This window comes from Shewanella sp. BF02_Schw (assembly GCF_014596695.2).
In the GTDB taxonomy this organism is placed as follows: Bacteria; Pseudomonadota; Gammaproteobacteria; order Enterobacterales; family Shewanellaceae; genus Shewanella.
Genome location: NZ_JABKAW020000001.1, coordinates 814,171 through 826,844, shown reverse-complemented (window position 1 = coordinate 826,844; position 12,674 = coordinate 814,171). Strand labels below are relative to the sequence as shown.

At 43.6% G+C, this 12,674-nt stretch carries 12 protein-coding genes; all 12 read right to left on the bottom strand.

What is annotated here, in order from left to right; all coding sequences use genetic code 11:
• Nucleotides 1-32: 32 nt before the first annotated feature.
• Nucleotides 33-989 (bottom strand): DMT family transporter, encoded by a 957-nt coding sequence (locus HNW13_RS03785; protein WP_192115249.1) that lies wholly within the window; start codon nt 987-989, stop codon nt 33-35.
• 7 nt (nt 990-996) lie between these two features.
• Nucleotides 997-1,203, bottom strand: a complete 207-nt coding sequence (locus HNW13_RS03780; protein ID WP_101087206.1) for a hypothetical protein — start codon at nt 1,201-1,203, stop codon at nt 997-999.
• A gap of 203 nt (nt 1,204-1,406) precedes the next feature.
• On the bottom strand, nt 1,407-2,165 hold the full coding sequence (locus HNW13_RS03775) for an SDR family oxidoreductase (protein ID WP_011636818.1): 759 nt from the start codon (nt 2,163-2,165) through the stop codon (nt 1,407-1,409).
• A 12-nt stretch (nt 2,166-2,177) separates the two neighbouring features.
• Nucleotides 2,178-3,077 carry a 3-hydroxyisobutyrate dehydrogenase gene (gene mmsB / locus HNW13_RS03770; RefSeq protein WP_192115250.1) on the bottom strand — a complete coding sequence of 300 codons (900 nt, stop codon included), beginning with the start codon at nt 3,075-3,077 and terminating at the stop codon, nt 2,178-2,180.
• Between the two features lie 14 nt (nt 3,078-3,091).
• Nucleotides 3,092-4,210: an enoyl-CoA hydratase/isomerase family protein gene (locus tag HNW13_RS03765; protein WP_192115251.1), complete on the bottom strand. Its 1,119-nt coding sequence runs from the start codon at nt 4,208-4,210 to the stop codon at nt 3,092-3,094.
• Entirely contained in the window at nt 4,210-4,992 is a 783-nt protein-coding gene (locus HNW13_RS03760; protein ID WP_162023460.1) for an enoyl-CoA hydratase, read from the bottom strand. The genes HNW13_RS03765 and HNW13_RS03760 overlap by 1 nt, the downstream gene beginning before the upstream one ends.
• 50 nt (nt 4,993-5,042) lie before the next feature.
• Nucleotides 5,043-6,200 (bottom strand): acyl-CoA dehydrogenase family protein, encoded by a 1,158-nt coding sequence (locus tag HNW13_RS03755; RefSeq protein ID WP_101086691.1) that lies wholly within the window; start codon nt 6,198-6,200, stop codon nt 5,043-5,045.
• A 165-nt stretch (nt 6,201-6,365) separates the two neighbouring features.
• Nucleotides 6,366-7,859 carry a CoA-acylating methylmalonate-semialdehyde dehydrogenase gene (locus HNW13_RS03750; RefSeq protein WP_192115252.1) on the bottom strand — a complete coding sequence of 498 codons (1,494 nt, stop codon included), beginning with the start codon at nt 7,857-7,859 and terminating at the stop codon, nt 6,366-6,368.
• A gap of 166 nt (nt 7,860-8,025) precedes the next feature.
• Nucleotides 8,026-9,216, bottom strand: a complete 1,191-nt coding sequence (locus HNW13_RS03745) for an acetyl-CoA C-acyltransferase (protein ID WP_192115253.1) — start codon at nt 9,214-9,216, stop codon at nt 8,026-8,028.
• Nucleotides 9,217-9,526: 310 nt separating this feature from the next.
• On the bottom strand, nt 9,527-9,892 hold the full coding sequence (locus HNW13_RS23620; protein ID WP_192115254.1) for a GGDEF domain-containing protein: 366 nt from the start codon (nt 9,890-9,892) through the stop codon (nt 9,527-9,529).
• Entirely contained in the window at nt 9,882-11,531 is a 1,650-nt protein-coding gene (locus HNW13_RS23615; protein WP_192115255.1) for a diguanylate cyclase, read from the bottom strand. Before HNW13_RS23615 ends, HNW13_RS23620 begins: the two co-directional genes overlap by 11 nt.
• Nucleotides 11,532-11,626: 95 nt before the next feature.
• On the bottom strand, nt 11,627-12,571 hold the full coding sequence (gene metA, locus HNW13_RS03730) for a homoserine O-succinyltransferase (RefSeq protein ID WP_101086687.1): 945 nt from the start codon (nt 12,569-12,571) through the stop codon (nt 11,627-11,629).
• Nucleotides 12,572-12,674 lie beyond the last annotated feature (103 nt).

The following is a 12,674-nucleotide window of genomic DNA, read 5'->3' as shown; positions in this document are numbered from 1 at the left end:
TTGCTCAACTATTTGTTTACTTATATACCGTTTTACTGACCATTTCGCTGGCTAACTGGATGGGCTTTGGCAAAGATAACCAATGCAATCCCAACAAAGATAATGCCAGCCGATACACCTAGATGAAAACTGATTACTTCATCTAAAAAGAGAATGCCACCCACAGCGGCAATAACAGGCACGGTTAGTTGTAAAACAGCAGCATGGGTTGATGTAAGTCCGCGCAATGCTTGATACCACAACGCATAACCAATACCCGAAGCAATTGCACCTGATAAGACGGCTAACAACACTCCTTTGGCAGACAATACCGTTGCTTGTGGTATTGAGACTAATTGCGACGCTGATGTTAATTGAGGTAAGAGCCACACCACCAATATCATCACCGTGACCAAAGGTAAACTGCGAATAAAGTTATAACCTGTATCAAATAATGGGTTAACTGACTTTTTGCCAAGCAAAGTATATCCACCCCAAGCACAGCCGCTGATCGCCATTAGTACTAAGCCGGTCATCGAAGGCGCACTCACGCCGGGCAACACTAAATAAGCAAAACCACTGAAAGCCAATAATGCGCCAATCCATTCAAGTAGGGTTAAGCGTTGGCCTTGAACATAGCTGATTAACATCATGCTAATTTGCACCGCGGCAAACAAAATCAACGCACCAGTGGCGGTATCGAGTAGCACATAGGCGTATGAAAAAGTCACCGCGTAGATAAACAGTAATCCACCCGCAAACATGCTGCCACGACTAGCAGAGTTACTCACTGTGGTTTTAGTACCTCGCAACAGCTTTAATAACCACAATACCAACGCACCAGCAACTAAACGAATCGCAGTAAAACTACTGGGATCAATGAGTGCCGGAGTTTGTTGGGTCGATAATGCCATACGACACAAAACTGAATTGGCAGCAAAGGCGACCAAGGCAATTAAGGTATACAAAGCGATAGAAAACCTTGATAAAAATGCGGATAAGCTAGACATAACAGAGCTACTTAGTCGATTTTTTGAAACTAAATTTATGAGTAAACCACTGTATTACAGCCACTTGCTGTACGTGGGTTAAGCCAAAGTAAACACAAATCCACGGTGAAATGAGTAAAAACCACGGGAGCGCCGCAGTCGAACGACCTGAAAACAATAAATACAAAAAACCGCCATAAATAATAATCACGCCCAGAATGCCTACGATTAGCATGATTTTTTTAAGCAGGTATTCTAACTTCGCCACGTCATTAATCCTTAAAAGTAAAAAAGCCACGCCGAGCATAAGCTCGGCGTGACAGCATCATAACAAACTGAATGTGGGTAACACCAATCACATTCATTATATGAAAGTGCGCAACGCGTTATATTGCATTGGGCGAACAGATAATGAGCACAATGTATATACTCTATCGCTTATAAGCGAATACCGCCGTCAATTTCAAATACACGGCCGTTAACGTAATCGTTTTCAATAATAAAACGTACGGTTGCAGCCACTTCTTCAGGCTGACCTAAGCGCCCTACTGGGACCATTTTTTCTAAACGCTCTAATGCTTCAGGTTTCATCGCTGCGGTCATTTCGGTAGCAATAACACCAGGAGCCACAGCGGCACTGCGAATATTATGACGGGCTAACTCTTTTGCCCACCCAACCGACATTGCAGCAACGCCTGCTTTAGACGCTGAGTAGTTAGATTGCCCCATGTTACCGGCTTTAGCAACGCTAGAGATATTAATAATTACCCCTGCTTGCTTGGTTTCAATCATCGCTGCTGCGGCTTCACGGCCACATAAAAAAGTGCCAGTTAAGTTAACATTGATGACAGACTGAAACTGCTGATACGACATGCGATCGGTGACAACGCCATCTTTGGCTTTAATCATTAGCCCATCACGTAAAATACCGGCATTGTTAATTAACACATTCACTTTACCAAAGTCTTCAACGATAAATTTAAAGCCAGAGACCACATCTTCTTCATCAGTAATGTCTAGGGCGTAACCTTGAACTTCAGTTACAGAACCTAAATCAGCACAAGCTTGTTCAAGTTTAGCCTGATCAACATCGATAAGCGCCAATTTAGCACCTTGGGCAGCTAAATCATGCGCCATAGCTAGACCTAACCCACCAGCTCCGCCAGTAATGACGACAACCTTATCTTTTAATTCCATCAACTGAATCCTTTATTTTTTCTTTGAAAATTGTTCAAAAATACTCGAAAAATCGCGACGACCATGGCCTTGGCGAGCATGATTAACATATAAACTGCGAGCCAGAGAACCCATTGGTGTGCTTGAATTAGAGGCGACCGCCGCTTCTTGCGACAACCCTAAATCTTTAACCATCAAGTCAACCATAAAGCCACCTTGGTAATCTTTTGACGACGGCACATTCTCCATCACATCTGGGCATGGATTGTACTTTTCTAACGTCCAGTTACCGCCGCTACTGACTTTCATGATATCAGACAACACTTTAGGATCTAAACCATTATCCAAACCAAGTTGTAATGACTCGCTAGTACCCACCATTAACACAGACAACAGCATGTTATTACAAATTTTAGCAATTTGACCTGCACCTACTACACCAGCGTGAAAAATATTGCCGCCCATAACCGTTAATACCGTTTGCGCTTGTTGATAGGCTGCTTCACTACCACCACAAATAAAGGTTAAGGTACCGGCTGCCGCGCCTGCTGTGCCGCCTGATACTGGCGCATCCATAAACTCAATGCCCTTTTCGGCGGCTTTTGCACCCACTAAACGCGCACTGTCGGCATCTATGGTTGAGCAATCTATCAGTAATGCCTGTTTAGACACGACATCTAACAAACCTTTATTATTGTCATCGCCTAGGTACAAGCTGCGAACATGCTTGCCTGCTGGCAGCATGGTAATGACAAAATCGGCGGCTGCCGCTGCGCCGCACGCGGTTTTAGCTCTGAGTGCGCCTTGCGCCGTTAACGCTTCTACTGCGACAGGGTTTAAGTCAAACACAGTGACTGTCATACCCGCGTTAACTAAATTGGCCGCCATTGGGCCACCCATGTTACCTAAACCAATAAATGCTACTGTTGCCATTTCGTTAATCCTTTTTAAGTAAAGTCTGCTAATGGGTGTCTATCTTCAGCCCAAGGCGAGGTAACCAATTGGGTCACTTTATTCGCATCCACTGCGTCTACATCTGCAAATAACCATTTAGGTTGGCGATCTTTATCAATCAGTAAGGCGCGAACACCTTCGCAAAAATCACCCATAGAGCAACAATTGACACTCACACCTAACTCCCACTTAAAGCAATCAGCTAAGCTAAGTTCTGTGCCAAGTTCTGCCTGAGCAAAAATCAAGTGCCAGCTAATAGGACTGCCAGCTAACGCGGTCTTTTGGGCTCGTTTTAGCCAATCAAGCTCAGTGTTTAATGTCGATAATTGATGATGCACATCAAGGATGTCACCCGCCATCAACAAATCAATTTGTGCTTGAAATTGTTGCAGTTGGCTAACGGATAATGCCGCTAAGTGTGGCTGACTCATATTGGTCAACAATCCGCTTAGCAGTTGATGGTTTATCTCACTATCTTGACTCCAAGCCAGTTCAGCCATGGCATCGAATAACGGCTCTTTTTCATCGCTATTAAGAAGATGATTCCCTAAACCGACATACAGCGCATCTGCACAGTTCATGTTGTAAGCGGTTAAGCCTAAAAACAACCCTGTTTTTCCCGGCATACGGTTTAAAAAGTAGCTACCGCCAACGTCTGGGTATAAACCAATGGTCACTTCAGGCATTGCAATACGGCTACGCTCGGTAACAACACGATGGCTCCCGCCCGCCATTAGCCCGAGTCCACCGCCCATAACAATGCCGTCACCCCACACTAAAACGGGTTTGCCGAATTGATGCAGTAAATAATCAAGTTGGTATTCTTGGGTAAAGAACTCACACGCCTCTGTGGTCATGTTGTTCGGATTGGCGATGGATGCATGGTAAATGGCACGTACATCTCCACCAGCGCAAAAGGCTTTTTCGCCGGCGCCATCAAGCACAACACACGCAATACTGTCGTCTTGTTGCCATTTAGTGAGTTGTGCTTGCATTGCTGCAACCATGTCGAGGGTTAATGCATTAAGTGCTTTTTCAATATTCAGAGTTACCACGCCAATAGATTGACCTGATAACGTGCCTAAGGTTTGAAATATTACATCTTGAGTCATTAGCAGTTCTTCCAGTTTGGGGCGCGTTTTTGTAAAAAGGCCTTCACACCTTCAGCCTGATCTTCGGTATTAAATAAGCCAACAAACAGTTCACGCTCAAGCGGTAATGCTTGAGTTCGCGGCATAGTTCGTCCAGCTTGAATAAGGGTTTTACATACGCTGACACTGCTAGGTGATTGCTTAGCCACTTTCGCTGCTAGCGCCACTGCGGCATCTAAGACATGGCCTTGTTCAACGACTTCTTCCACTAAGCCAATTTTTTCAGCCTTCGCAGCATCAATACGCTCGCCACATAAAATCATCCGTTTTGCCCAACCTTCACCCACTAATGCGGTTAAGTTTTGGGTGCCACCAGCACAAGGCAGTAAACCCACTGAGGCCTCAGGCAATGCCAATTGGGCTTGCGCTTCTGCAATTCGTAAATCACAAGCTAATGCCACTTCTAACCCGCCGCCCATGGCATAACCATTAATTGCCGCAATAGATACACCTCTAAACGCACTTAAGGCTTCAAACGCTTCGCCGAAATGTGTTGCCATGGAAGCTGCATTGTCTTTATCGCCGTCAGCAAACAAATTCAAATCAGCACCTGCTGAGAAAAACTTGTCACCTTGACCAGTGATCACAAGCGCATAAACATCTTTGTTTTGATTCAGTTCGAGCACGATATGTTTCAGCGCTTGCAAACTGTCAGCGGTCCAAGTATTAGCTGGCGGATTATTCAGAGTCAAAATGGCCGTGTGGCCGACTATATGTTTTAGAATTGCAGGGTGTGTAGTCATAATGCTATGTCCTTATGCTAAAGCTAGTGAGTCACGAGTGGAACCGCTAATTACAGGATCGGATGAGCATCGCTAGCGAGCAAACGGCGAGCAATAATCAGGCGCATAATTTCATTAGTGCCTTCTAAAATCTGGTGCACGCGCACATCTCTGAAATGACGTTCTAAAGGGTATTCACGGATATAACCGTAACCGCCGTGAATTTGCAGCGCACCGTCACACACTTGGAAACCTACATCGGTCGCAAAACGTTTCGCCATAGCACAATAAGCACTGGCTTCAGGGTCTTGAGTGTCTAATTTAAAAGCTGCTAAACGTACCATTTGACGGGCAGCCACTAATTCGGTTGCCATGTCAGCCAGTTTAAACTGCAATGCTTGGAATGCCGCCAGCGGTTTACCAAATTGCTTACGCTCATTCATGTATTGAGTTGCGCGAGTCAGTGCAGCTTGCGCGGTGCCAATTGAACAGGTGGCAATGTTAATACGTCCGCCGTCTAGGCCTTTCATCGCAAAGGTAAAACCTTGGCCTTCTTCACCAAGTAAATTGGCAGCCGGTACACGCACGTTTTCAAAACTGATCATTCTTGTTGGCTGTGCGTTCCAGCCCATTTTATCTTCTGCTTTTCCGTAAGTGACGCCTACTGCATCTGCTGGTACGGCAATCGCTGAAATCCCTTTAGGGCCAGATTCACCGGTACGGCACATCACTACGAGTAACTCGGTTTCACCGGCACCAGAGATAAACATTTTTGAACCGGTGATCAAGTAATCATCACCATCACGCACAGCTTTAGTTTGCAATGAAGCGGCATCGCTGCCGGCACCAGGTTCTGTTAAACAGTAAGATGCTAATAACTGCCCTGTGGTTAAGCCTTCTGACCACTGCTTACGCAAGGTTTCTGTACCCCACGTAGTCACCATCCAGGTTGCCATATTATGAATAGTTAACATTGCTGTGGTGGCTGTACAACCATGGGCTAATTCTTCAAAAATAATTGAAGCGTCTAACCGGGATAAGCCCATGCCGCCTTCTGATTCTGGCGAATACAAAGAACAAAAGCCCAGTTCCCCGGCTTTTTGAATAACGTCTTTAGGAAAATGATGTTCTTCATCCCACTTGGCGGCGAATGGCGCGAGTTCTTCGGCAGCGAATTGACGGGCTAAATCAGCAAACTGACGCTGATCTTCGTTTAAATTAAAATCCATGCTGGACTCCTAATATTGTCTTGGATGACTCTTGGGTCATTTATTGCCTTAGCCGCATACCGCTTTAAGCGGTTAACTCATTACTAGCGGCAATGGGAGGTAAGGTGGTCTTGTTGTTTAGCGAAAAATATTACCGTGACAGCGTCACGGCAATAAACATCATTTCTATTTAAGATCAATACTCATGTTAGGACCGCTAACGGCTTCTGAGTCAAACCAACGAGTGGTGATAGTTTTGGTTTCTGTGCAGAAACGTACCGCTTGCTTGCCGTAGGCGTGTTGGTCACCATAGAAACTGCCTTTCCAACCGGTGAATGAGAAGAATGGTAATGGCACCGGAATTGGCACGTTAATACCCACTTGGCCTACTTCAATTTCATGTTGATATTTACGTGCAGCTCCGCCTGATGCAGTAAAGATTGAGGTACCGTTACCGTAAGGGCTGTTGTTAACCAGTTCGATAGCATCGTCTAAGTTATCCGCTTCCATACAACACAGTACCGGACCAAAAATCTCTTCTTTGTAAATGCTCATGTCGGTGGTGACATTGGTAAACATCGTTGGGCCAACCCAGTTACCCGACTCGTAACCTGCAACGGTGAAATCGGTTCCATCGAGTAAGCAATCAGCACCTTCAGCTTTACCTTGAGCAATCAGTTTGAGTACACGCTCTTTTGCTGCAGGACTGATAACAGGGCCGTAAGCAGCATCTTTGTCATCCCATAAACCAGGACGAACCTTAGCTAACGCTTCTTTTAATTCAGGGATCCACTCTTTAGCTTTACCGACAAAAATAGCGACTGAAATCGCCATACAACGCTGACCAGCAGCACCAACAGAGGCACCAACCATGTTATTGATCACTTGCTGTTTGTTCGCATCAGGCATGATCACGCAATGGTTTTTAGCTCCTGCAAACGCTTGCACACGTTTTAGATTGTCGGTACCGGTTTTGTAAATGTATTGACCAACCCCCACAGAACCAACAAACGAAATCGCTTTAATGGCTGGGTCTCTTAGCAAGATGTCGACTGCTGTTTTGTCGCCATGAATAAGTTGTAACACGCCTTTTGGCGCGCCTGCTTCAACAAACAATTCAACTAAACGCTGTGGCGTCATAGGATCTTGTTCTGACGGCTTTAAAATAAACGTATTACCACAAGCGATAGATAACGGGAACATCCATAATGGGATCATCGCAGGGAAATTAAACGGAGTAATACCGGCACATACACCTAAAGGTTGAGTGTAGCTATAGGTATCGATATTACGAGCGACGTTTTCAACGGTTTCGCCCATCATTAACGAGGCAACACCACAAGCATGTTCAGCAACTTCAATGCCGCGCCATACATCACCTTTAGCATCTTCAAAAGTTTTACCGGTCTCGTGAGCTAAAATAGTTGCTAGTTCATCGTGATGCTCTTTGAGCAAATGTTGATAACGCAACATGACGCGCGCACGTTCAGACACGGGGACTTCTTTCCAGGTTTTAAACGCTTCTTTGGCACTGTGAATGGCCTGCTCTACTTCGGCAGTAGTAGCGCAGTTAATTTTAGCAATAACGCTATTATTGGCTGGATTGGTGACATCAATATTGCGATCGCCGCTGCCATAAGTGAATTCGCCATCAATATAATGCTTAACTTGTGTGATCATGTTGTTTTCCTCGATCCTTGAACATCTTATGAGTGAATAACATCACTCGTATTGAGTTACTGCGCAGGTAATGCGATTTATTATGTTTGTCAGTCGCACATATTAAGTGGCTGCGTATACATTTACCTGTGCGGTGGTCTTGTCGAACTTAACTTGTATTGTCTATTTACACTTCTATCGCCATTGCTGTGGCTTCGCCGCCACCAATACATAACGATGCCACGCCGCGCTTAAGGCCGCGTGCTTTTAAGGCATAAATTAATGTGACTAACAAACGCGCTCCAGAACAACCAATTGGGTGTCCCATTGCACATGCGCCGCCATTAACGTTAACTTTATTGGCATCTAAGCCAAGTTCAGAAATCGCTAACATGGTCACCATGGCAAACGCTTCGTTGATTTCATATAAATCGACATCATCTTTGTTCCACTGCACTTTATCGAACAGTTTTTGCATCGCGCCAACCGGTGCGGTAGTGAACATTGACGGTTCTTGTGAATGAGTAGTGTGACCTTTGATGGTGGCTAAAACATTTAAGCCAAGTTGCTGGGCTTTTTCGCGCGTCATTAACATTAACGCTGCAGCACCGTCTGAAATAGAACTTGAGTTGGCGGCAGTGATCGTGCCGTCTTTAGTAAATGCAGGGCGTAATGTTGGGATTTTTTCAGGACGGGCGTTACCCGGTTGTTCATCTATCTCAACCGTCACGTCGCCACGACGTGTGCTGATGGTTACTGGCACGACTTCGTCTTTAAATGCGCCAGAGTTAATCGCTGCATTGGCTTTTTCGAGCGAACTTAATGCAAAAGCATCCATTTGCTCACGAGTTAAACCAAAGTCATCAGCGGTTTTTTGAGCAAATGTGCCCATTGCGCCACCAGTGTAAGCATCTTCAAGGCCGTCTAAAAACATGTGGTCCATGACTTTGCCGTGCCCCATACGCATGCCGCTGCGTGCTTTGTCGAGTAAATATGGTGCTTGGCTCATGCTTTCCATGCCACCCGCAACCACAACTTGGCTGCTGCCCGCTTTAATTAAATCGTGGGCTAACATGACGGTTTTCATACCAGAACCACAGACTTTATTGACTGTTGTTGCACCAACACTTAACGGTAAACCTGCACCTAGAGTTGCTTGGCGAGCAGGTGCTTGGCCTAAACCGGCAGGCAATACACAACCCATCAATACTTCGTCAACAGCATCAACGCTGATCCCCGTTTGGGCGATAAGACCTTTGATAGCGGTTGCAGCTAATACTGGAGAAGCTACCTCAGACAATGCGCCTTGAAACCCACCCATTGGTGTACGTTTCGCGGCAACAAAAACGATATCTTGACCTGTTTGCTCTGTACTCATAACCACTCCAATTTACTGCGCTTGAAAAATTAACATCAATAATATGCATATCACTTTGACGTTGACGCGAACGTAAAGCAAGTAAAAAATGGTCTAAATACTGATGTTAATTAATAGGAATTGTCAGTGAAGATTTACAGTTTAAGAATGTCACGTTTAAATTTGATGTAAGATATTGTTTTTATGATACATATCAATATCTATTTATCAGTAACATGATTACTGTTGAGTGATTTGTTGAGCGTAAAACTTTAGTCTAAGTAGAAAGTAGCCGCAGCGACCAAACAACTGCATCGGCACTTAGGCAGGGTTAATGATCGACAACCACGACTTGATTGCGACCGTTGTCTTTTGCTTGATATAAGCCTAAATCGGCTTGCTTAATAATGTCGACAAGCTCATGAGTTTGCGAGGTTAACATCGCAACAGCCACACTGATGGTGAAATTCATTTTAACATCGTTAAACACAAACTGGTTTGACTCAATACTGGTTCGCAATCGCTCGGCTATTTCAACGGCTTGTGCTTGCTCGGTATCAGGTAAAATAATTAAAAACTCTTCGCCACCGATGCGACCTAAAATATCGTTTTTCTTGAGCCAATTGCGTGCTCGTCTACCACACGCTTTTATGGCTAAATCGCCAATATCATGACCATAATGGTCATTAATGGTCATTAATGGCTTTAAAGTTATCGATATCGAACATAATAACGGCTAGTGATCGATGATGTTTTTTAGCCTGATAAAAGCGCTTTTTACCCTGTTCAAAAGTATGACGTCGATTAGCAATCCCCGTCAAATAATCCGTTTGAGAGCGGCGTTTAAATTGTCGGCGAGATTGCCACAAGAAAATGACCACCACCAATAACACCAATGCAATTAGCACTGCGATTGCCATTGATAAGTTAGTAATTTTTTGAGAATCTATTTCAGCCTCTAAATTCAACTTATTGATGGCCAATTGCTTTTCGAGCAGACGATTATTGAACTCAGCCACGGTAAGATTATGGTCTAATGATGAATTAACCACATCGTTATTTATGATGTTAGCAAAGTGCTTTTTTTGTAAATCGATGGTATCCAAAAGCTTATTCATGCCCAGATTACTCGATCCATTGGCGTAATCAATAATGGCCGCAATCATCAATTTCAGTTCATTGGAATGGCCGTCATAAGTCGCCGAACCAGAAAATATTTCAGCATACTTAAAAGCTTTATCTGGTTGTTTTTGGCGAAAATAACTCAATGCCAACCATGCATGCGTAGCGTCGACAAAGTATTTTTCTTGGGTTGTATCTTGCACTTCAAGTGCGCGCAAAAAATGATCTATACCTTCTTGAAATAAACCTTGAGCCCAACAGCTAATACCCGTATTAAATTGATAGAAAAAATCAAAGTCAGCAAACTCTGGCGATTGTCCTACCAGTTGCTGCATTTGGGCTAAATGAGCTTTATTTTCCCCCCACAAGGCCAATTTAATCGATTCGCCCACCATGTTATGCAACATATTAAACATGTCTTGTTTATCTTGGGCTTGCTCCCAAAAGTCATAGGCTTTGTTAAAGTATTCGTAGGCTTTACGGTTTAAACCATTATCACGATAGATAGCAGCCGTGGCATTGAATATCATCGCTTGACGACTCAGTCCTAATTGATGTTGTTGCGCTAACGCTAAAGCTTCATTTAACCTTTTGAGACCTTCGCCAAAATCACTTGGTTTATTATGGCAATACGCACTTTGCGCTAACACTTCGGCCAAGATATCAACGTTTCCAAGCTGACGGGCTAATGTAATCGCCACTTCACGATCTGGGCAATAAATTTGGGTGTCGTTAGTTTGAAGGTAAAGTATGAATGAGCGTTCGAGATAGCTTTTGACCAGTTCTTTGCTAAGAGGATGTGGTGTAAGTAATTTAATGGCATGGCTATAGCTGTTAATTACAGCAACAAGATCACTGTTAACTTCTTGCTCTATTGCCAGTAAATGCAATAACTGGCCTTGCTGTTCAATCGGCCATTGAGCACTTTGTGGTCGCTGTTGTTGTAAAAAGTCAATGCGTTGTTGTGGTGAGCTTAATGTGGCTAACTGTTGTTTGATATCAGTAATTTTTGTGCTATCAGTAATTTCTGTGCTATCAGTATTATCGCTAACAGTATTGTTGCTAACAGTATTGTTGCTAACGGTATTGTCGCTAACATTGGCACCATTCATAATAGTGCCATTAGCGTCACTAAAAATGTCACCGGCCCCCCAGGTAGTTAGCGGCCAGCTTACTGCACACACCAATATTATCATCAACTTGGTTTTAACCATTTAACCTCGACCTTACAATAAAAACATCTAAGTTTAACAATAGCTTTTATCGAAACGAAGTCAACGTTAAAACGCTGGTGAAACTATATTCAAATTTACTTTTTACTTTCCCATGGTGTTTTCGCATTCATGTCAGACAAGTCATATGGCGTTAACTGGTAAACATAATAATTAAGCCAATTACTGACTAATAAGCTGCCATGACTATGCCAACGAACAATAGTATCTTGTGTTGGGTCATCTTGTCGGTAATAGTTTTGCGGAATATCTGGCTTGAGGCCTTCGCCAACATCGCGCACATATTCTTCATTCAAGGTGTCTTTTTGATACTCAGGGTGACCCATAACAAACACATTATGATTATCACGACTGAGCACAATATACGCGCCAGCCTCGTCTGATTCAGCCAACACTTCTAAATCTGGATGTTGACGAATTTGTTCAATATCCATTTCAGCAAATCGTGAGTGCGGTGCAAAAAACTCATCATCAAAACCGCGCAGTAGTGGGTGTGGGTCGCTGGTTCTTCGATGATTAAATACACCTGAACGTTTATTCGCTAATAACTGACGATGTAAATCATAAAGATGATATAAACCAGCATGAGCTGCCCAACATAAAAACAGTACTGAAGTGACATGTTGTTGTGACCAGTCAATAATTTCGCGAATGTGGTCCCAATACACCACATCTTTAAAATCAATTTTTCCTAACGGTGCACCTGTAATAATCAAACCATCGTAATTGTTATTTCTAATGTCTTCAAAATCACGATAAAAAGTATTCATGTGATCCACTGATGTATGCTTTGATTCCTTATCATGAATGCGTAATAAATCGACCCCAACTTGCAAGGGCGTATTGCCCAGTAATCGCAACAACTGGGTTTCAGTTTCGATTTTATTAGGCATTAGATTCAAGATTAATACCCGCATTGGACGAATGTCCTGATTAGCAGCTCGGGTTTCAGACATCACAAAGATATTTTCTGACTCTAAAATACCTGCTGCAGGCAGGTTATCTGGAATTCGAACCGGCATACGTCTCACCTTTAGATTAATTAAACACATGTACCTGATTAACCAACGTTCGGTTAACCAACCAGCCTTTTCACAATAACGTTAATGTCTGTTATGTCACAGT